Source organism: Paenibacillus sp. VTT E-133280, from assembly GCF_002264385.1.
GTDB classification, from domain to species: Bacteria; Bacillota; Bacilli; order Paenibacillales; family Paenibacillaceae; genus Paenibacillus_AQ; species Paenibacillus_AQ nitricinens.
Map to the genome: position 1 here is coordinate 1 of NZ_NFUX01000016.1, position 21,449 is coordinate 21,449.

Consider the following 21,449-nt stretch of genomic DNA (forward strand, 5'->3'; position numbering starts at 1 on the left):
GACAACAGCGGCCGGAAGTCCAAACATTCACCGCAGTCACGCACTTACCTTAATAGAAAAATCTTAAGTTCAACTAATATAGCGAAGGTTTTTTTTATCCTTTATACTGAAAAGACCAATTTATTTTCCTAGGAGTTGTCTAACGAATCATGATGAAGAAAGAAGTCGCGCATATTCGCAAGCAATTTAAGCTCGATCACGATTTAATGAATATTTACGATATTCTCAATGTGTATATTATGAAGGAAAGCAATGAGATCTATCATTGGGAGCGCCTGCCGTTTGGAATGGTGGATAGAGAGAAGCAGGAGCTGTATATGGGCAATTTCAAAAAACTCTTAACCGGCGAACTGGATCAGAAATTGTTCGAGTTAAAGTTTCAGGCGGAAGCGGAGGAGCCAGCACAGGTGATGCTTCACCAAGCTTTGGTGACAGGGGATCCGGATGAATGGCAGGATCTGATGCTGCTGTTGGTGGACAGAATGATGGCGGATACCCATTATGAACGCGACACGGTAATCACTTTCGTTCGCGGACAATATTACCGTCCGACCAAAGATAGAAACGACGAAGCCGAGGAAAGTGAGAAAAATGAACTATTCGCGCATCCATTTATTCTATGCAGCGTGAATTCTACAGAGAAGCAACGGAAAGCTCTCTTATTTGATTATGTGGAGCGGGAATTCAAATACAATGTCATTGTAGATCCGATCGTCAAGTTAAGTACGCCGGAGCAGGGCTTCTTTTACCCAAGCGTGACGGATAATTATTCCGATGTGAACCGCATTCTGTATTGCACAGGAAAATCGAACTTTCCAGATCCGCATTTCATTGGGGATGTCTTGAATGCCGAAAGATCCGTGACGGCACTGGAAGAGAGAGCTATCTTCGAAGACATCGTGAAGGAAGTGGCGGGGGAACAACTTGACGCGACCACCATTGCTCAGCTGTACGAGGAAATCAACCAGGTCATCGAAACCAACGATGATAAGGAGGAACCTCCGAAGCTTGATTATAGAGATGTGGAACGCGTGCTGAAGGTAAGTGGTGTAGAAGATGTGACGATGGAAAAAGTAGAGCGGGCGTTTGAAACGATTGTTGACGATAAGCATTATGAGATGAAGGCGAGCAGTGTGATGCCGAAATTCACTACCAAATCGATTAAGATCGAAACAAAGGTAGCTACGATTTCGGTCAGCCCGCAGGATTTAAAGTATGTGAAACAGGTGAATTATCATGGGAGACGCTGCATCTTGATTGAGGTCGACGAAGATGCCGTGATCGAAGGGTTCACACTCACTACAGAGACGCTTTAGACTTATTTGTTATGGGCTATCCTGAAAGTCTTTGATTAAGACTAGGGATAGCCCATTTTGTATTTGTATCAGCTATGCATTGAATGGAATTGCCCTTGGTATTTGAAGATATAGTTGATATATTCTTTTGCACTAGTATTAATTTCTTCATCACTGGCTTGAAATGAAGCTCCAAAGACAGCCAGATACGGCAGCGCTTCTGCACCAACATGCTTGGCACTGGCTTTAAAGGGGGCAATCACTTCGTCTACGGTAAAAGAAACAGAGCCTTCTGGCTGATAGTTTTCTTTTTTATCTCCGATGGAGATGGCAAGCCCTAACTTTTTCCCATTAAGCTTGTCGCCTTTTGATCCATAAGCCCATCCGTAGGCAAGTACATCGTCGAACCATTTTTTCAATAGTGGGGGATAACTGTACCAATATAACGGGAATTGAAAGATCACATGGTCATAGGCTTCCATTAGATTCTGCTCTCTAGGAACATCAATAGACCAGTCAGGATACTCTTTATAAAGCTCATGAATGGTAATCTCATTTGGATATTGCAACAGTTCTTCTTTCCAGCGCTGGTTGACCCTCGAATTCTCAAGGTTCGGATGCGCCAGAATCACCAGAGTTTTCATTATGAATCTCCGTTCTTCGGCCTATATTATTTATGAATATCATCATTATCCTGCAGGTTTTAAAAAAAGAAAATACACACCATAAAGTAAGATGGTTACTTCGAAGTACGTACTGGACTCGGAAAAAAATATATGCAACAATGAAATTTTGAGTAAGCGTAATCTGATCAGCATGAACGAGGTGTTATTCTATGAAACAATATAATCTGGGTATAGAGGCAACACTAGAAATCATCGGCGGTAAGTGGAAAGCTTTGATCATTTGCTTATTGATGTCCGGTGCCAAAAGAACAAGTGAATTACAGCGTAATATTCAGGGCATCTCACAAAAGGTTCTGATTCAGCAGCTTCGTGAACTTGAGCGGGATGGACTTGTCACAAGATTCGTTTACCAGCAGATGCCGCCAAAAGTTGAATATAGCCTCACGGAATATGGCGTGACAGCCAACAAGATCGTGGATGTTATGTGTTCTTGGGGGAAGGAAAATATTAAAGTAAGACAAGAACGAGGAGAAGAGATCGTCTTGTTGGAGGAGTTCCAGGAGCTGTAGCCTTAGAAAAGATTTGCACGTCAGTTGGAACAAAGTGATTTACAGAATTGTTATCAAAGGATTAAAAAAAGTAGAATTGTTGAAAAAGCTATAGAATATACTATGAAAGCGTTTTCTTTTGTTTTCCTACTACTCTATTCGAAATGAATTTTCATTTTCTAGCCTCTGATGTTCCTCTGAATTGGATATTTTATTTAGTTATTGTCTTATTTCAATAGGATAATGTTACCTTACCGTCACTCTGTCCTATATTTCTCGGATTATAATGAGTCTGTATTCGACCGCAACCTTTATAAACCATCGGAGGAAACACAATGAAAATTAAGAAAACATTATCCGTTGCATTATGTGTAGCAGCTGTAGCTTCGTTCTCATCTCAAGCCATGGCAAATCCTGTCGCAACACCAGCCAGTTCAGCAGTAACACCATCCACCAATCAAGTAGGACAAAAGTTTACACTTACTGGTGTTCAAACGAAAGCAAATACAGTATTGCTGGGAACAAGAGCTGTTGATCTAGAATTGGATGGAGTTAAAGACACTTTATATCTTATCGGTGATGCCAATAGCTTTGGTGACTTCGACAATGTTAATCTCATCGTTGTAAACGGCAAAACTAACAAAGTGTTAAACGCTGGTATTAAAGACTTTGGTGGTTCCAACGCGAAAATCAGCTATGTGAGTGATTTCAACAATGATCATGCACTTGATGTAATGATAACCGCGTACTCAGGGGGTAACAAAGGATCTACCAATGCCAGAATCGTAAGCTTTAAGAACGAGAAACCTTCCATTATTCTAGGTGGGGACCTGAAGATTAAAGGTGAGCGGGCTTTATTTAGAACATTAGAAGCGGTTGATATGGAGAATGATGGTGTGAGTGAGCTGTTTGGAATCAGAAGTATCCATGGCAAGACTACTTCTGAGGTAACAGGTTATGAAAAAGTATGGTTCGCATTCAAAGATGGCGAATTCAAAGTTAGCAAAACAGAAATCACCAAAGAAGACCCTTTTAAGCAACCTGCACTTGGTGAACTGACTGTTGGACAACCTTTCGCATTGCAAGGTGTGAAAACAACAGATAAAACCGTTCTTATCAGAAAACAAGTTAACGATGTTAACAAAGACGGCGCCCAAGATAAAGTTTATTTGATCGGTGATAAAGCAGATGAGCTTGGTTATGTAAGTAACATCAATCTGGTTGTTGTCGATGGTAAAACAAACGTAGTGAAAGATGCAAAGATCAATGGTTTCGATGGTTACAAACCAGAAATTAAATGGATTGGTGATTTCAACGGGGACAAAGCAAATGATGTAATGTTTACAGCATTCTCTGGAGGTAACAATGGTACGACAGATGCTTACATATTATCTTTTGCAGGAGATAAGGTACAACCACTTTTGAGTGTAAAGCCTGTTGTGGATGGCAAACCCGCATTTTTCAATGCTTTAGAGCAAGTGGATTCTAATAAAGATGGTGTATATGATCTGGTTGGGACTAGAAAAATTCGCGGTGATGCTGAAGCTATAATTCTAGGTGAAGAAAAAACAACATTCACCTTCAAAGATGGTGCTTTCAAGGTTGTGGGTACAGAAACAACTAAAGGTGATAGCAAGCCAGTCACTACACCAGCCACAAATACAACAAGTGATTTCACCGTTGGTAAACGTTTTGAGCTTAAGGGAATTCCAACAACAGCAAAAACAATCCTGCTTGCGAAGCAACAAGTGGATGTAACTGGAAATGGTGTTGCGGATAATGTCTTACTGATTGGTAACAAGGATGCCGCTAATGGTGGTCTGATTACAGATATCAACATCGTCGTTATTGAAGGAAAAACTAAAAAAGTGATCAACAGTAATATCAAAGGCTTCACGGGTTACCAACCAAAAATCAACTTCGTTGGAGATTTTAACGGAGATAAATCTAAAGATGTCATGATTACTGTATACTCTGGCGGTAACAACGGCAGCACTAATGCTTACGTAGTATCCTTCAAAGATAGTAGTGTGAAAGTTCTTCTTAACGAGTACGTGAAAGTGAATGGCAAACGCTCGCTCTACAACTCAATGAAAGCCATTGATGTAGATAAAAACGGAGTCTATGAGATTGTAGCAAAAAGAACGATTCATGGTGAAGCTACTTCCGTAATTAAAGGCGAAGAAACCGCTGTTCTTGCTTACAAAAATGGAGCATTTCAAGTTAAATCGGCGACTGTAAAGAAATCAAAATAACTTAATAGCAGAACCTAATAGTGAGAGAGTCTTCCAACAGCCAAAAAAAGTGGTTACCGGGGACTCTCTTTTGTATTATAAATAAACTCTCCCTTGCCAAATGCTAAAGGTAGGTGGGTCGCATGAAGCAGATTTTGTGAGATAGAGTAGACAGGGAACTCCCTTTCCCTATACCCACCCCGTAAACTCCAATATAGATGCCTTTGCGGATTGCGCTTCAGTATGTGCGCCTTTGCGCCATTGCTTGGGCGATTCGCCCATTAGCTTGGAGAAACATCGGTTGAAGCTGGAGATGGACTGAAAACCGACTCGTTCAGAGATGGAGAGGATGGAAGCATCCGTGCTTTTTAACTGCTTACAGGCCTCTTCAATGCGGGTGCTGTTTAGAAAATCAAGAGGTGCGCTTCCCATGATTTCATGGAATTTTCTACGGAAATGAGTGGTGCTTAGATGGCATAGATCAGCCAGATCATTGATGGACATAGGTGTCATATAGTTTTTAGTGATGTACTCCAGAACCGGAGCGATGACAAAATCACCTTTTAGATTATGTTCTGTTTCTTGCTCGGCCAAGAGTTCATTCCGGGAATGGATTCTAAGAACTTCTATAAAAAGGGATAATAATAAGCCATAAGCGCTTTCCTGATAGTAAGGATTTTTGTGCTTCAATTCCTCTACGACCGATGTCGCAAGGGTATAAACCTTGGGATGTTCCTCCTTGTTCACAATACAGTTCATTCCCTTGATCGCCCACAAATTTGGCTCGAAGTCACTATAAGCGCTTTTGAATGAATGCTGAAAGAGTTCCTCAGGTGAAAAAAAGATATATGACCAAAGACTGGCCTCATTTGGCGAACTATATGTTGTATGAGGCAGATACCTAGGGATGAAGGTCACATCTCCGGCTTTAAAAGGCACAGCTTCTCCCTTGATCTCCATGATCCCGCTATCCGAATGACAGATGCCAATCTCTAAATGGTTATGAAAATGGAGATGTCCACTTTTAATATCGGAAATCTTCCAACGTTCACCGCTTAACAGTAAAATAGGGAAGTTTATCGGCAAGCTGTAGTGGCGATATTCAATGACGGGCTTCTTTTTTCTGGGCATATTGGGTGCTTTGCTCCCATTCCGTTGATTTGTGAAGATTATAGGTGAAAGAACTTTCAAGTTCAACTATATAGATGTACTTTACAACTTGAGGAAAGGGAAAAGAGCGGTGGAGGGGAATTTTGGAACTGTAGGAGCGTAGCGTCCGCCTGAAAGCTTTCCATAGGAAAGCTCACTTCGGAAGCATAAGCAGTCTCCGGATTTCAACCACTAATAGTGATACAAATCAAGAAATTCTTACGACAACAGCGGCCGGAAGTCCAAACATTCACCGGAATTGCGACTCACCCTGTCCTTGTACCATAAATGGTTGAATTTGCGCAGTTTAGTTATGAATATGCTTAGAATCAGACCATTTTACTCCTTACAATAGAATTAGTAAAGCGTTTACAATAGTACGGACAGCTCTCAAGCGCCAATGGGGGCTTGTGCGAAAGAGAGGAGAATCAAGATGCTTCAATTAACTTATGACAGAGAAGAGATTCTAAGCGTTATCGGCAAAGTCGTTAGAAAAACAATGACGATGGATTTAACATGGGACTGGCCTTGTGGGGTGGCTTATTATGGGGTAACCAGAGCCTATCAGACCACCGGAAATAAAGAGTATTTGGATATGCTTATCCAGTGGGCAGATGAATACATCGAGCTGGGCCTGCCGGACTGGACGGTAAACACTTGTGCCATGGGTCATATGCTGATCACCTTGTATGAAGAAACAGGCAACCAGAAATATTGGGATATTGTGATGAGTAAGGTGGATTATCTTCAGCACCATGCCCTTAGATTCGGTGATCATGTTCTTCAGCATACCGTATCCGTCTCGAATGATTTTCCAGAACAGGCATGGGCAGATACCTTGTTTATGGCGGCATTTTTTCTGCTACGTGTAGGAAGTAAATTAAACGATCAGGAAATGATCCAGGATGCCCTGAATCAATATTACTGGCATATCAAATACCTGCAAGACCCTAGCAGCGGCCTCTGGTACCATGGCTACAATAATGTGAAGCTGGATCATATGTCCGGACTATATTGGGGCAGAGCAAATGCTTGGGGCGCATATACCATGTCGCAAGTCAAAAAGCTTTTGAAAGACTGGTATTTGTATCCGCAATGTATGGATGTGGAGTGCTCGCTTCGCGATCAACTGGCCGCACTCAAGCTTGTGCAAACGGAGAATGGCCTGTGGCGGACAGTGCTTGATGACGAAGAGTCTTATGAAGAAGTATCTGCCTCTTGCGGGATAGCGGCTGCAATGATCAATAACGGCAATCCGCTGCATACCAAATATGTGCAAAAGGCACTGAAGGGTGTTCTAAGTAATATCAGCGAGGATGGACGTGTACTGGGAGTATCCGGCGGAACAGCGGTTATGAAGGACCGGGAAGGTTATCGCAATATTCCAAAAGACTGGATTCAAGGCTGGGGGCAAGGCTTAGCACTTTCTTTTCTATCCGATATGCTTAAATAGGAGGGATCCAAGTTGTCCACAAATACAACGGGGGCCTTTACACTACCGGGCGAATCCGGTTATGAGGCACTGACCTTAGCGTTAGCTGAACGGTGGGGTGCCGATGTCATCCGTGACAGTGACGGTACACAGTTATCCGATGAGATTATCAACGCAGGATACGGCATTTATTCTACAATCTGTATCATCAGAGATCATAATGAATGGGCAACTCAAAACTCTGATAAGCTACAGCAGAGCTTTTTAATTACCAATCCGAAGGTAGCGGTCGAAGATTATTTATCCATCTATTTGATGGAGGACTTTTTCGCTGAGCAATTCCGAGTAAATGACTCCAAAGAGGCGTTTAAGTACTGGCAGGTTTTTGACCGAACGTCTGGTGAAGAGGTTCCGAAAGAACAGTGGAATTATGAACGGGAATCAGGAAATGTAGTCGTTACTGGTATTTCGCCTTGGCATAAGTATACGGTTAGCTTCATGGTCTACCGGATTTGGGAAGAGATCTCCATGTACAACCACACCACGAATCACTGGGAAAAAGAGCATCTGATGCAGATTGATCCCATCTATGTTGAAACGCAGAACTATTTGCTCCATTGGATCGAAGATTGGTGTCATAAGCATCAGGAAACAACAGTTGTCCGGTTTACATCCCTATTTTATAATTTCGCCTGGATTTGGGGCAGCAATGAACGCAATCGGCATTTGTTCTCGGATTGGGGTTCATATGATTTTACGGTAAGCGCAAGAGCACTTGATCTGTTTGCCCGCAAATATGGGTATTCGCTCACGGCTGAGGATTTTGTGAATGGTGGAAAATATCGGGTCAGTCATATCCCGGCGCAGCAGCGCAAGCTGGACTGGATGGCATTTATCAATGATTTTGTCATCGAATTTAGTAAGAAATTAATTGATATCGTGCATAAGCACGACAAGCTGGCGTATGTCTTCTATGATGACAGTTGGGTTGGCATGGAGCCTTACAATGATCGATTTGAAGAATTTGGCTTCGACGGGATGATTAAATGTGTGTTCTCAGGGTTCGAGGCAAGAATGTGTTCAGGTGTAAAAGTAGATACCCACGAGATTCGGCTGCATCCCTACCTATTTCCGGTTGGTTTAGGTGGCCTGCCTACCTTTATGGAGGGAGGGAATCCTACACTAGATGCCAAAAAGTATTGGATTAATATCCGGCGTGCTCTGCTCAGAGAGCCGATAGACCGAATTGGATTGGGTGGATATTTGCATCTTGTAGAGCCTTATCCGGATTTCTGTGATTACATCGAAAAGATTGCCGGTGAATTCAGAGACATTAAAGAGCTGCATCATAAAGGTAACCCGTATCACCTTAAGACAAAGGTAGCCATTCTGCACGCTTGGGGCAAATTGAGATCATGGACCTTGTCCGGGCATTTCCATGAAACGCATATGCATGATTTGATTCATATCAACGAGGCTTTGTCTGGATTGCCGTTTGAAGTTCAGTTTATTGATTTTGAAGATATCCGGCAGGGAATTTTAAAAGATTGTGATGTAGTGATCAATGCCGGCTCTGCAGGTTCAGCATGGAGTGGTGGAGAACGCTGGGATGACAGTAAGTGCGTGGATTTGCTAACAGAGTGGGTCTATAAAGGTGGTGCTTTTATAGGCGTGAATCAGCCTTCGGCGCTTGAAGGGTATGACCATTTTTTTAGAATGGCACATGTTCTTGGACTGGATGAGGATACAGGCTCCAGAGTCGCCCATGGAAAATGGACATATGACGTTAAAGATGAGCTTGGTTTAGTGCCTGATGGGGCTAACATTACACCCAAAAATAACATTTATCTTACTGATGGAGCAGCAGCGGTTGTGAATGAAACGGATGGGAGGATAACCTTATCCACGCATGACTTCGGTAAAGGAAAAGGGATCTACCTGCCTTCTTTCACCTTCAGCTTTGAGAATACAAGATTGCTGCTGAATTTGATTCGTTTTGCGGGTAATGAGTTCACGGAGACAAAATACATTACGGATAACTTATATACAGAATGTGCTTATTATCCAGAAAGTAAAATCCTCGTAGTCATTAACAATAGCGATCAACTTCAAAAAACGACGATTCATACGGAGTATGGAGAACAAACTCTGGAATTAGATCCGTTTGACACGCTTATTAGAACTATTGGCGACTAGTAATACTGAAGAAGCTCAAGCTTGTGGCTAACCTGCCGAAGCTTGAGCTTTTTTGCTGCGATATTTTTGAAAAGGATCTCACTATATATAAATTGGGTTAGGCATCCTGAAATTAGATCATGCTATGTGTTGTAGCCAACATTGAGATTCGTAACCTATGTCTATATTTAGATAATTCATAATCTTTATATGATATGCTAAAATAAAACGGGTTTAAAACAACAACTAGAGGAGGATTTACCTATTGGATTGGCAGGATTTAATATTTAAGTTTGTTGGTGGACTTGGCATTTTTCTATTCGGTATCAAATACATGTCGGATGGGCTTCAAAAATCCGCAGGGGATAAAATGCGCGGTTTGCTCGAGAAGTATACATCCAATCCGATTTTGGGTGTTCTTGTCGGGATTAGCGTAACTGTATTGATACAATCGTCAACAGGGACAACTGTTATGGCAATCGGACTTGTTAGCGCGGGGCTTATGACTTTGCGGCAAGCCATTGGTGTGGTCATGGGCGCCAATATCGGAACAACAATGACTGCATTTATTGTAGGAATTAAGATTGAAGAGTAAGCCCTTCCCATTATTGCGGTCGGTGCTTTCTTCTTGTTCTTCATTAACAAAAAGCGTTACCAGTATATTGGACAGATTATATTTGGATTTGGAACTTTGTTTCTCGGCTTAGCTACGATGGGAGGGGGACTTAAACCACTTCGGGAGTTGCCGGCATTTACAGATTTTATGATTGATCTGTCTCACCAACCAGTCTTAGGTTTGTTTGTGGGTACGTTATTTACAATGATTGTACAGAGTTCTAGTGCAACGATTGGTATATTGCAGACAATTGCTGACGAGGGCATGATTAGTCTACGTGGAGCTTTACCGATTTTGTTCGGTGACAATATTGGAACCACCATTACGGCGGTGCTTGCATCGATCGGTGCGTCGGTGGCTGCTAAAAGGACGGCTCTCGTGCACGTTATTTTTAATATTGTTGGGGCGATTATCTTTACGATTCTACTACCAGTCGTTTATAACATTGTCCTCTGGGTTGGAGAAGGTGTGAATATCCGTATGCAGATTGCCTATGCTCATGGGTTTTTCAATGTTACGAATACACTTATCTTCCTACCCCTAATTCCAGTACTGGCTTGGATCGTAACTAAGGCCATTCCGGGCACAAAGGAGGAGATTCAGTTCAAAGCCATTTATCTCGACGAACGTCTTCTCGCGACGCCTGCCATGGCTCTTGGTCAAGCTCAGCATGAGATTGTCCGAATGGGCCAATATGCATCTGAATCACTTCAGGATGCAACAGGGTTCTTTTTCAATAAGGACACCAAATCCGCAGAGCAGGCTCTTCAGAAGGAAGAGCTAGTGAATGAGCTGAACCGTAAAATTACCGATTATATCGTGAAAATTCACCAGAAGGGTCTTTCTCCGAAAGAATCTGAGAATGCCACAGGCTGGTTCCAAACCGTAAGTGATCTGGAACGAATCGGTGACCACGCTGAGAATATTGTGGAGCTGGGCGAATTTAGAATGACGAACAAGCTGGAGTTGTCAGCCGAAGCGGCTGCTGAGCTTAAGGAAATGATGGAAGTTGCTAATCATGCTGTGAATAAAGCATTGGTTGCACTTGAGCATAAAGACAAGGAAGCAGCCAAAGAAGTACTTCAATTTGAATTAAAGCTGGATGAGCTGGAGGTCGAATATCGTAAGAATCATATTCAACGGCTGCATAAAAATTTATGCTCCGTCGGAACGGGCTCAATTTACCTCGACCTGCTAACCAATCTGGAGCGAATTGGTGATCATTGTAAGAATATTGCGCAGTTTGTTTTGCACGAGTAATAAACAACACCCTTAGAATAAACATTGGATAATCCCTATCTGATAAATTCTAGGAGGTGTTTTTTTTATTTTGCAAGGACTTCAGACCTACTTTGTTGAATTAATACTAATAAGGTAATATTTACATAACTATAGGCATATATTGAAATTTTAATTTCTTTATTTTATTTCAACAGAGGGAGTTTAGGGGAATGATAAGAATTTGTATTTGTGATGATGAGCAATTACATAGCTCCAAATTAGAGAAGATCATTATGGATAGTCTGGTCTTGTATCAAAACATAGAGTTAGATATTGACATTTATGAATCCGGAAAATCATTATTGAAAGCCTTAAATGCTAGAAACGAAGAGTATCAAATATTATTCTTAGATATTGAAATGGGGATTCTAAATGGAATCGAGGTCGCTAGGGAAATTAGAAAAATAGACAAAAATATGATTATCATTTATGTTACCAGCTATGACAATTACACTATGGAAAGCTTTGAAGTTTCACCTTTTCGATACATACTAAAACCTATACAAGAAGAACAAATAAGTAAAGTATTACTTCACGCCATTGATGAGGTCAGAAGGAATAACCAGTACTTATTCTTCAAAACTCAAAATCTTAACTATCAAATTAAAAGTGACACGATTCTATCCATTTCCTCTGAGAAAGGTAGGATTATACATGTTGTAACCGTTAATGACGAATTTTCATTCTATGGCACAATAAAAGATATTGAAGAAATGCTTGATCCATTATCCTTTATAAAAGTAAATCAAGGCACCATTTTAAATTTAAATTACATACATATTGTTTCAGGGACTGATATTATTCTCACCAATAAGGAAAGTTTTGCAATTAGTAGAGGGCAGAGGAAAATAGTTAAAGATGCCTATAACCATTTCATAAAAAGGAGGATTGGCTTTTGAGACATATTGAGGTTATTAGCATTGCGATTCTAGCTATTCTCTATACGCTTGTTCAGGTTACATCAATTTCTATTTATTTTAATGGATTTCTTAACCTCAGAATCTCAAAGTATAAATTCTATTCTTTAACCTTTCTTTCTATGGGAATCATAAAATTATTGTCTAATGACACAAACGCTATGGTCAGGTTGCTTTTATTTGTTGTTCTTTTAAGCATCTGTATATTGTACTCATTCTACGGATCAATGGCTCGAAAGATTTACCACATTATCTTTTTTACGCTGATAACTACGCTTGCAGACTTAGCTCTGTCAATTATTACATATAATTATGATCAAAAATTTGAAGGCCAGTTATTTATTATGCTTGTCGTATATTTTAGTGCAAACTTTTTATCGTTGTTAATTGTGATGTTGTCAGCAAAGCTGTTACTCTATTTTAGATCTGATAATGAGATCGGATTAAGTAATAAGGAATGTTTGTTATTAAGCATTGTTCCCTGTCTATCCTTATTGAGTATATATTGGATTTTCCAATATAAAGATATTAATCAATTCGTTCCATGTATTTTTTTGTTAATTGTTAATGTATGCATCATGCTGATCTACAACAGTTTAGAAGGAAAAAATTTTCTAATACATAAGTACTCCATAATGGAGACACAAAATAAATATTACGAAGAGAGCTTAGAGAATCAAAGGGAAATGTCTAAGCTAAAACATGATCTGAAAAATATTTTATTAAATATAGCCTATGGATTGGAGAGAAAAAAAACAGACGAGGTAAAAGAGGAGCTACAGGAGTTATTGAAAACCAATGTATTTTCATATAGATTATTAACCGGATGTATACCCATCGATGCCATTCTTAATAGTAAGCTAGAACAAACCAAAAAGTATAATATAGAATGCACTTTAGACCTCCAAGTTCCTCATGACTTATTTATAGAGCATACCATTGATCTAGCAGCCATTTTAGGGAATCTTTTAGATAATGCTGTTGAAGCCGTACTTAGATTAACAGAAGAAATAAAAAAGGAAATTGAAATTAAAATAAAGTTTAGTGAAGGTAAATTATTCATAATCATTGTAAATTCATCGAATCATGTGAATGTGGACTTCTCCTATGGGCGATTAATCTCTGAAAAAGGGAAAAATAGGTACGGCATTGGAATCAGCAGTATCAATGAACGAGTCAAAAAGTTAAAAGGATACTCAGACTTTTCGTACGATGAGGGCTATTTTAATTCAATCGTAGTTTTACCAATTCCATAAGAACAAAAGGCAGCGATTTCCCATTCAAAACAATTGAATGGGAAATCGCCTTTTTGTTATGCAGATTACAACGAGTATTGTGCCGATTACAACGAGCAACAAAAAAACAGAAAATATTGGTTTATGATTTCAACATAAGGAATGAAATGTGACGAATAGTTCCCACTAATAAAAATGAAAAGTGAAATAGGAGGATGGAAAAATTGTATTTCACGGATAGAGTAATGGATTTCCAACTTGATGATGAGAGTATCTTATTAATAAATACAATCTCTAGTGCATTTGACATTATTGATTCAGATACGTATGAACGGATTGAGGAAATGAAGAAGGGATATTCCAATTTTGATGATAAAGATGAGCTGATGCAAACTTTAATTAAGAGGGGCTACGTGTTTGAACAAAAAGAGAAAGAACAAGAATTCATAAGAAAGTATGCTGAGATACATCAAAAGTATATTGAGAAAAATCTAGTTCGCAGCTTTACCATTTGTCCCACGATGGGGTGCAATTTAAGATGTACCTATTGCTTTGAGGGGGACGAGAATCTAAGTAATAAAAAAGTAATGACTGAAGAACAACTAACTATAATTCTTAATTATATTGATACTTGCATTACTGCACAAACAGAGATTGACACGCCAAAAACATCGATTTCCTTGTTTGGAGGAGAGCCCTTGTTACCTCAAAACATGCCAATTGTACAAAAGACACTTGATTTTGCAAAAGCAAGGGACATCGAAGTGAGAATTGTAACGAATGGAACAACAATAAAATACTACAGTAAGCTTTTGAAAATGTATGATAATGTCATCATTCAGATCACCTTGGATGGTTCAAAGTCTATTCATGATGTCAGACGAATTGGAGTGAGTGGAAGAGGAACCTTTGATCTCATCGAATCAAGTATTGATTTACTGATTGAAATGAAAATAAAAACGCATTTACGAACAAACATAAATCAAGATAATATCGATTCTTTAAGCGATTTGGTCCAGTTTATCAAAGAAAAGAAATGGGTGGAATCAGGCTATGTATACCCTTATGTAGCACCAGTATTAGAATATTGTGACGGTTCGAACAACTCTATGAAAGAAAGTGAGTTATACTCCAGAGTTCTAGAAATCGAACCCACATTAGGATCTGAAGATTCAATTATTAAAATGGTTGTTTCTCCATGTGTGAATTACCTACAATCTTTCTTTGATTCAAATAATCAAATGAAACCTTGGAAGCTAAATTATTGTGAGGCTACTTCTGGTGGTAATTTAGTATTCTCTCCCGATGGAAATATTTCTACTTGCTTAATGTTAGCTGGTAAGGGGCATCATCAAATCGGATCCTATGACGGGGAAAGTGTAAAGCTTGATCCAAATCTTGAGGGAATGTGGAAAGATCGAACTATACTACGAATTCCACAATGCAAAGAATGCAAATACGGTCTGATTTGTGGTGGGGGTTGTCCTATAGCAGCCATAGACATAAACCAGGATATTGATTGTCCTGTATGCAGTGATATTGAAGATACAATGAAAGCTTTTGTGAATACAAGAAAGCGTCAAATTCTACAAAAGGTGTGATGAGCATGGAGGGGCTGCTACAAGTAAAGCAATATGAAACTAGACAAGAGCTTGATGTAGACGGTAATAGCTTTTATATATTATCGTTTGATCAATCCAGCCATATCAAAGTATCACCTAGAGCAAAAGAAATCATTGATAAGTTAGATGGAACGAACAGTAATGAGGAGATTATTAATGATCTCAATGCAAAAGGTATTAGTATTACAGACAAGGAATTCGATTATTTTATTAAAAAATTTCTTGTTCCTAAAAATATGATGACAAATTCCTCTAACAAATCTGGTGAGAAAAAAAAAAGCTACCTTTGGTTACATCTTCCGATCATTGAGTCATCGAAGTTCCGTGGACTATATTCAATACTGAAATATCTACTCTATAGTCGTTGGGTTGTTATCCCATTGCTGATCATTGTAAGTATTTGTGGAGTATTTTCGGTGATGCATCTTTCAAAATATCCAACGGATATTTTTAATAACCTGAACACTATTCTTGTTATTTTTTTAGTGTATCTCTCCATGTTTATTCATGAGCTGGGGCATGCAACAGCAGCTTATAAGTACGATGTTAACGTTGGGAAAATAGGTATCGGAATTTATTTAACCTATTTTGTGTTCTTTATTGATATGACAAATACTTGGCGTTTAGATAAAAACAAAAGAATTATCAATGATGTCAGTGGGATGTACTTTCAAGTACTCACTACAATTCCAATATTCGTGTGTTATATGATATCGCATAATATTTCTTTACTTATCGGCATTGTTCTTATTCTAATGACGTCGGCGATGAACCTTATACCATTCTTAAGAATGGATGGATACTGGCTGTTGTCGGATTATCTAAATGTTCAAAATATTCAGGTCAAAGCGTTTAAGTCAATCAAAAAGATGACTGTAGAATTAATAAATGCAAAGAGAGCAAGAAAAATGGATGAACACTATTCAATCAGTAAGTCTGTATATGTGTATGGTATTTACAGTAGTGTATATGTACTTACTACATGTTTGATTATTCTGTCACTTCTGTACTCTGTCATGGGCTTAATTCAAAATCATGATTTGTTAATCAACAAATTTATATCCTTACAGCAAAATATAATACATGGAAATATATCTAATGTTTTAGTTGATCTAAATAACCTATTTATTCTATTTATACCGGTGATTTTTGTTGTTAGCCTGTTGGCATCCTTCTTAAAAAGACTTTACCTCACTTTGAAAATTAAAGGAGGCTTGAAGGCACAATGATTGAGTGTGTAAATGTTAAAAAAGATTTTAGCACTGATAAAAATGTGCAGCATGTTCTAAAGGGAATTGATTTAACCATTGAGCAAGGTGACTTCATCACCATAATGGGGAAATCGGGAAGTGGAAAAACGAGTTTTTTAAATTGTATTTCATTGTTAACAGATGTAACAGAGGGTCAGATCTTAGTGGATGGAAGATCCATTGATACCAAGAATAGAAAAGAGATCGAACAGATCAGGCAAGATTATATTGGACTTGTATTTCAAAACTCAAATCTAATCCCTTGTTTGTCACCCTTAGAAAATTTGATTATTGCTATTCATGAAAATTTATCGTATGCAAAGAAAAAGAGTCGTGCAATGGAAATGCTAGAAAGAGTGGGATTAACAAGCAAACATAGTCATAAGACACCGACACTTTCTGGTGGGGAAATGCAAAGAGTCGCCATTGCGAGGGCCTTAATTAATAATCCCAAGATGATTCTATGTGATGAACCAACAGGAGCTTTAGACGCTGCCACCGGCAAGAGCATAATGGACTTCCTTCTAGAAGTAAGTGCTTCTTATAACAGCGCATTAGTGATAGTTACTCATGATCATTCCATTGGAAGTCTGGGTAAACGACAATATTTAATGAATGAGGGGTTGTTAAATGAAATATAGAGAATTATTTAAACTCTATAATCTTAAAAACCTAAACCAAAATAAATGGTCAATGTTTTTTATAGCCCTTTCAATCGTAATTACAATGACCGTTTCGCTTATTTTGCCTCAAATAAGAATGAGTAAGCAGGAATACATTAATCAGGCTATGCAAGAATCTAACCCTGCTGATCTTGTAGTCACACAATCTTTTCCCTCTAAGAGCTTTGATAAAGCTATAAGCACATATGAACAGGAAGGAATTCAAACCTCCTATGTTCATTCAGCCCCTGTCTATCTTAAAAATGAAAATAACCAAATGATGCTCTATCTTCTATCCGGTTACGAAAATTTATCCGAGGATGAGGTTGTAATCTCTGAAGGATTGGCGAACAAGCAGCATTTAAATGTAGGAGATACAATCCATCTAATAGGAATTAAGGAACAAGATAAAGCTTTAAAGATCACGAGAATAGAATATCTCCCTATTGATGTTGTGGATGATGCCCAGGTTTCTGGTTATATCAAGACTAAAAATTTAGAAACCTCCTATCATTCTGACGCTGGATTAGTATTTATTTCCGGTAAATCCGGAGAGTTATTGAAACAAGAACTGCAATCCCTGGAGTCTGGTTATAAATACAAAACAATTGAAGATAGAAGAAATGAATTATTCTCAGACTTAGATAAACAGATTATGGCTTTGAATTTGATTAGTACAGTAGGGTACTTATTAGCAATCGCCGTGTTGATTAGTGGGATTACGATGTTGATTGTGAGAAGCCAGAAAGATATTGCTGCGTTAATGCTAATTCCTATCAAGATGAAGGACATTATTAAGGCAATGAAATTAGAGATCAATATTTTGATCTTTACCCCATTAATTTTGTCCGTTATTTTCAGCATTCCACTCGCAAAAATGATTTTAGCTGCGGAAAATATTAGTGTTAATTACACAGCCGCTTATATGATAAATATTCTTAAATTTGTAGTCTTTAATATTTTTGTATTCCTTTTGTACAGAAATGTTGCTCTAAAGTATATGGTCAATCTAGATCCTGTTCTTATTGTCAAAGGAGATCATGGTCTCCCTAACAGGAATAGGCTAAGAAATTTTGGGATTATGCTATCTCTCCCAGTTGTCTTTTCCGTATATGCAGTTTTATTGGGTAGTGGTACATCCATGGCGAGTAACTTTATTTTATTAATTACGTTATGCGCTATTTTTATAGGGATATTACTGCTCATTGAGCTGATTACAAGACTTCCAGTATGGAAATATCATCGTAGTACCTTATATACATTTAAAGAAATCAAAAAAAATAAGCTCGTTTTTGTAATAGGGATTTTAAATTTAACCATGATGCTTTGGTTTATTCTAATAGGCTTTGGGTTAGCAAATACCTTAAAGGAATCTGTTGATATGGGGTATCAACAATCCTTACCCTATAACTATTTAATGAAGACAAGTGATGAAGAGGCTCTAAGTAAGGTGTTGGTCAACTCCGGTGATATAAAGGCATTCACGATAATGCACTATATGGATGCAAAGATAGAAAATGATAAGGTCTCCAACAAACAGGTTCGTATCAATGAAATTGACCAAAAGAATTATACATCAAAGTTTAAAATGACCGAGGGGCAAGATGTCTTTGAAGGAAATCCAAGAGAAATACTCATTTCAAAAGCATATGCAGACGCCTATAAAATCAATATTGGAAATACCTTAGAAATTACGAACGAAGAGAAAACTGTGAATTATAGAGTAAAAGGAACCTACGATTCTGCTGGTATCAATAATAATTGGATGTTGAAAGCTTCCGAAAATCAATATAGCGATACAATTTATTTGGTAAGAGCAGTAGATGATGGATTCCTTAATGAAGTGAAGGATAGCTATATTGCTAACATGAATGTAGTAGGAGATTACCTGTTATCTAAAATGGATTCATTCTTAACTAGTTTTAAATATATTTGTTTTCTTTTCATCGTGGCAGCAGTCATATTTAACGTTAATTTACTTAGCTTAATGAATGATCTCAATAGAAAAGAGTATGCAATCATCCGGTCTTTAGGCATAGGTAAGAAAATTCTTGTGAAGCAATTTGTGATCAAAGCCATAATTAGCATAATATGTTCGCTTACGATGTCGTTGGTTCTATTTTCTGTAGTTATATCCGTTGCTGTTTCAGCTATTTCTAAAGGAAATGTAATTATTGATGGAAGTATGTATGTATTTATCATTTTTATATCTGTTTTGTTTGTACTTGTAGGAAATATATCTCTTTTCAGTAGGAAATATAATGATTTAGAAGTGATTAGAGAATGAGATTAATTATTCATATGACAAATGCGACAACTATTGTTACTTTTATACAGTAACTAAATAAATATTATTGTTATATGTGAATTCATTTATGCCATCAATTGTTTCCGCTAATTCAAAATGAAAGGAGTGGAAGGTAAATGCATTCTTTAAATGCCACAGAATCCCTTTGGACTGATGAATCCGTAGAAAATTTGGAAACGAGAGAAGAGTATGGTTGTTTCTGCTTCTCCATTTGTTTCTCACTGTGCTTCTGTTTCTGCTTCTAATTTAAACTAAATATTTCTAACTGGTTAGGTTTTCTTGGTAACAATAGTTGTGATATTCGTTCAAAGTAGTTAACCAGTTAGAAATATGATGAAAGCAGTATGTTAGTACTTTTAAGCAGGAGCAAGGGGAGTAAACTTGAACCTGCTTAATTATTTGTTTTGGTGATAAGTAAGGAGGGAGAAAGCTATGATTCCATTAGTTGTATTAGTTGTTGTATTTGCTTTATTGACTATAACGCTATCATGCCTATGGCTCTACAACGATTGTTTGTATCGAGGAATAAATCCTTGGATTTGGGTGTTCTTAATGATTGCGACCACTCCCATATTGGGATTCATTTTATATTCTCTTATTGGAAAAAGAGGAATATCAATTACGGGTAAGTCTAAAAAGAATAAGTATATAGGATCTGCGGTTTTTATTACCATATTGTTGCTTATCTTTTCAAGTATCGGATTAGCATTTTATTCAGTGACATAGGTAGAGAAGTTAGATTCAAGCCAACAAGTGCTCTGTAGAACTTCTACAGGGCTTTTTATTATTGCACATTTCATTTCAATATTTTACCGTCTATGCTACTATATCTACGATCATAAAAGGAATAATTTAGAAGAGTAGGCGGATTTCATGGAAATTGGCGCGATCACTTTGATTGTAAAAGACATGGGAAAGATGGCCACATTCTATCGGGACATCATGAAAATTCCTATGGGCTGCGTGAAGCTGTTGTGGCTGACCCAGAAGGGAACTTGATTGAGATCGTAGCTATATACAATCACTCGAAAGGAAGAACCACTCTTGAGAACCCCTATAACTAACGTAAACTGGATAGAACACAAAGAAATCATGGATGACTTACTTATTCAAGAAGCCAACTTAACCATACATCTAATGGATGAGGGCTTTGAAGCAGAGGTTCTAAAGATCAGGTCTGATGAGGGGAGCTATGTCTTGAAAACGTGGAGTAAGAGCTCCAAACCAGATGTTCAGTTTCAATACCGTTTATTGGAGGTACTGTCCGAGCGAGGAATAGCCGTCTCCAAACCAGTGGGCTGGGGGATCAACCCGAACGGGGATAAGGTGTTCTTAACAAGCTTTGATGGAACGCCAATTCATAAAGTGAATAATAAGACAATGAAGGAGCTCGCGAGTATTTTAGCCAGAATTCATCAAATAGATATCGCTGAGCTTGAACATATACAACTACCTAAGTACGATTTCATCGATTACTTTTTTCCTGAAGCGAATGAGCACGCAGACCTTAATCTTGCACTTATTTCACTAGTGGAGCAAACTCCTATGAAACAAAATCGTATCATTCATGGAGATTTTCATTTAGGAAATATAGTAGAGGAACAACAGCGGTTTACCGTCATCGATTGGACGAACGGCCAGTTAGGAGATCCTAGATATGATTTTGCATGGTCACTTATTCTGCTGAAAATCCATATCTCCGAGCGTTACGCTGATATGTTCCGTTCTGCTTATCTATTGGAGAATTTTATGGAGCAGGATGAGCTTGAGGTCTTCGAAGCCTGGGCTTGTCTTAGATGGATCTTGCTGAATAGACGAGGCAGTACACCTAAAGGACTTAAGGTAACGAAGAGAGTAAGGAGCATACTAGGAAGTAATCGCTTTCTGAAAGATTTGGACTTCCAAGGGTTTAAAGGAACTTCATCTTAAAAAGAATTACATTATAGACCGCAACCCTTTGCATGGAGGGCGGTCTATTTACGTTTGTTTGCTGCGAGCTCCCGGCACACTCAATTTTCATTGAATATTCAGTTTGGGTATTTATAATTCTTTTTATAAATCGGGAGATGTACTTGTATAGGACTTCGACTGTGAAAAGG

At 38.3% G+C, this 21,449-nt stretch carries 16 protein-coding genes and 1 pseudogene; 15 read left to right on the forward strand and 2 right to left on the reverse strand.

Annotation, left to right across the window (positions count from 1 at the left end; all coding sequences use genetic code 11):
• Nucleotides 1-149: 149 nt before the first annotated feature.
• Nucleotides 150-1,316: a DUF4317 domain-containing protein gene (locus CA600_RS09530; protein WP_094869972.1), complete on the forward strand. Its 1,167-nt coding sequence runs from the start codon at nucleotides 150-152 to the stop codon at nucleotides 1,314-1,316.
• A 68-nt stretch (nucleotides 1,317-1,384) separates the two neighbouring features.
• Here CA600_RS09530 and CA600_RS09535 read toward each other — a convergent pair whose 3' ends face one another.
• A complete protein-coding gene (locus CA600_RS09535) occupies nucleotides 1,385-1,939 on the reverse strand; it encodes an NAD(P)H-dependent oxidoreductase (RefSeq protein WP_094869973.1) in 555 nt (184 codons plus the stop codon).
• A 191-nt stretch (nucleotides 1,940-2,130) separates the two neighbouring features.
• Here CA600_RS09535 and CA600_RS09540 point away from each other — a divergent pair, with 191 nt between their 5' ends.
• Together CA600_RS09540 and CA600_RS09545 are read left to right on the forward strand one after the other, a co-directional pair.
• Nucleotides 2,131-2,490: a winged helix-turn-helix transcriptional regulator gene (locus CA600_RS09540; RefSeq protein WP_094869974.1), complete on the forward strand. Its 360-nt coding sequence runs from the start codon at nucleotides 2,131-2,133 to the stop codon at nucleotides 2,488-2,490.
• A 314-nt stretch (nucleotides 2,491-2,804) separates the two neighbouring features.
• A complete protein-coding gene (locus CA600_RS09545) occupies nucleotides 2,805-4,724 on the forward strand; it encodes a hypothetical protein (protein ID WP_094869975.1) in 1,920 nt (639 codons plus the stop codon).
• Nucleotides 4,725-4,892: 168 nt separating this feature from the next.
• Here CA600_RS09545 and CA600_RS09550 read toward each other — a convergent pair whose 3' ends face one another.
• Complete coding sequence (locus tag CA600_RS09550) at nucleotides 4,893-5,834, reverse strand: AraC family transcriptional regulator (protein WP_094869976.1); 942 nt, start codon at nucleotides 5,832-5,834, stop codon at nucleotides 4,893-4,895.
• Between the two features lie 451 nt (nucleotides 5,835-6,285).
• Here CA600_RS09550 and CA600_RS09555 point away from each other — a divergent pair, with 451 nt between their 5' ends.
• The 12 genes and pseudogenes from CA600_RS09555 (at nucleotide 6,286) to CA600_RS09605 (ending at nucleotide 21,279) form a co-directional block, all read left to right on the forward strand.
• Nucleotides 6,286-7,305 carry a glycoside hydrolase family 88/105 protein gene (locus CA600_RS09555; protein ID WP_094869977.1) on the forward strand — a complete coding sequence of 340 codons (1,020 nt, stop codon included), beginning with the start codon at nucleotides 6,286-6,288 and terminating at the stop codon, nucleotides 7,303-7,305.
• A gap of 12 nt (nucleotides 7,306-7,317) precedes the next feature.
• Entirely contained in the window at nucleotides 7,318-9,480 is a 2,163-nt protein-coding gene (gene gnpA / locus CA600_RS09560; RefSeq protein WP_094869978.1) for a 1,3-beta-galactosyl-N-acetylhexosamine phosphorylase, read from the forward strand.
• Between the two features lie 244 nt (nucleotides 9,481-9,724).
• Nucleotides 9,725-11,335 (forward strand): annotated as a pseudogene (locus CA600_RS09565) (Na/Pi cotransporter family protein).
• 191 nt (nucleotides 11,336-11,526) lie between these two features.
• A complete protein-coding gene (locus CA600_RS09570; RefSeq protein ID WP_094869979.1) occupies nucleotides 11,527-12,255 on the forward strand; it encodes a LytR/AlgR family response regulator transcription factor in 729 nt (242 codons plus the stop codon).
• Nucleotides 12,252-13,529, forward strand: a complete 1,278-nt coding sequence (locus CA600_RS09575) for a GHKL domain-containing protein (protein ID WP_094869980.1) — start codon at nucleotides 12,252-12,254, stop codon at nucleotides 13,527-13,529. The genes CA600_RS09570 and CA600_RS09575 overlap by 4 nt, the downstream gene beginning before the upstream one ends.
• Nucleotides 13,530-13,723: 194 nt before the next feature.
• Complete coding sequence (locus CA600_RS09580; RefSeq protein WP_094869981.1) at nucleotides 13,724-15,109, forward strand: radical SAM/SPASM domain-containing protein; 1,386 nt, start codon at nucleotides 13,724-13,726, stop codon at nucleotides 15,107-15,109.
• A gap of 5 nt (nucleotides 15,110-15,114) precedes the next feature.
• Nucleotides 15,115-16,359 (forward strand): hypothetical protein, encoded by a 1,245-nt coding sequence (locus CA600_RS09585; protein WP_094869982.1) that lies wholly within the window; start codon nucleotides 15,115-15,117, stop codon nucleotides 16,357-16,359.
• The gene (locus CA600_RS09590; RefSeq protein ID WP_094869983.1) at nucleotides 16,356-17,021 is read left to right on the forward strand and encodes an ABC transporter ATP-binding protein; all 666 of its coding nucleotides are present in this window, start codon (nucleotides 16,356-16,358) and stop codon (nucleotides 17,019-17,021) included. Before CA600_RS09585 ends, CA600_RS09590 begins: the two co-directional genes overlap by 4 nt.
• Nucleotides 17,011-19,329: an ABC transporter permease gene (locus CA600_RS09595; protein WP_094869984.1), complete on the forward strand. Its 2,319-nt coding sequence runs from the start codon at nucleotides 17,011-17,013 to the stop codon at nucleotides 19,327-19,329. Before CA600_RS09590 ends, CA600_RS09595 begins: the two co-directional genes overlap by 11 nt.
• 453 nt (nucleotides 19,330-19,782) lie before the next feature.
• On the forward strand, nucleotides 19,783-20,076 hold the full coding sequence (locus CA600_RS09600; protein WP_094869985.1) for a hypothetical protein: 294 nt from the start codon (nucleotides 19,783-19,785) through the stop codon (nucleotides 20,074-20,076).
• Between the two features lie 147 nt (nucleotides 20,077-20,223).
• Nucleotides 20,224-20,349 (forward strand): hypothetical protein, encoded by a 126-nt coding sequence (locus CA600_RS31770; protein WP_256989796.1) that lies wholly within the window; start codon nucleotides 20,224-20,226, stop codon nucleotides 20,347-20,349.
• 45 nt (nucleotides 20,350-20,394) lie between these two features.
• Nucleotides 20,395-21,279 (forward strand): aminoglycoside phosphotransferase family protein, encoded by an 885-nt coding sequence (locus CA600_RS09605; RefSeq protein ID WP_256989797.1) that lies wholly within the window; start codon nucleotides 20,395-20,397, stop codon nucleotides 21,277-21,279.
• Nucleotides 21,280-21,449: the final 170 nt, after the last annotated feature.

Excerpts from the sequence above, each read along its gene's own strand:
- CA600_RS09595 (WP_094869984.1), top strand. The coding sequence starts at position 17,011 with ATGAAATATAGAGAATTATTTAAACTCTATAATCTTAAAAACCTAAAC.
- CA600_RS09585 (WP_094869982.1), top strand. The coding sequence starts at position 15,115 with ATGGAGGGGCTGCTACAAGTAAAGCAATATGAAACTAGACAAGAGCTT.
- CA600_RS09540 (WP_094869974.1), top strand. The coding sequence starts at position 2,131 with ATGAAACAATATAATCTGGGTATAGAGGCAACACTAGAAATCATCGGC.
- CA600_RS09570 (WP_094869979.1), top strand. The coding sequence starts at position 11,527 with ATGATAAGAATTTGTATTTGTGATGATGAGCAATTACATAGCTCCAAA.
- CA600_RS09555 (WP_094869977.1), top strand. The coding sequence starts at position 6,286 with ATGCTTCAATTAACTTATGACAGAGAAGAGATTCTAAGCGTTATCGGC.
- CA600_RS09545 (WP_094869975.1), top strand. The coding sequence starts at position 2,805 with ATGAAAATTAAGAAAACATTATCCGTTGCATTATGTGTAGCAGCTGTA.
- CA600_RS09590 (WP_094869983.1), top strand. The coding sequence starts at position 16,356 with ATGATTGAGTGTGTAAATGTTAAAAAAGATTTTAGCACTGATAAAAAT.
- CA600_RS09535 (WP_094869973.1), bottom strand. The coding sequence starts at position 1,939 with ATGAAAACTCTGGTGATTCTGGCGCATCCGAACCTTGAGAATTCGAGG.
- CA600_RS09580 (WP_094869981.1), top strand. The coding sequence starts at position 13,724 with ATGGAAAAATTGTATTTCACGGATAGAGTAATGGATTTCCAACTTGAT.
- CA600_RS09600 (WP_094869985.1), top strand. The coding sequence starts at position 19,783 with ATGATTCCATTAGTTGTATTAGTTGTTGTATTTGCTTTATTGACTATA.
- CA600_RS09550 (WP_094869976.1), bottom strand. The coding sequence starts at position 5,834 with ATGCCCAGAAAAAAGAAGCCCGTCATTGAATATCGCCACTACAGCTTG.
- CA600_RS09530 (WP_094869972.1), top strand. The coding sequence starts at position 150 with ATGATGAAGAAAGAAGTCGCGCATATTCGCAAGCAATTTAAGCTCGAT.
- CA600_RS31770 (WP_256989796.1), top strand. The coding sequence starts at position 20,224 with ATGGAAATTGGCGCGATCACTTTGATTGTAAAAGACATGGGAAAGATG.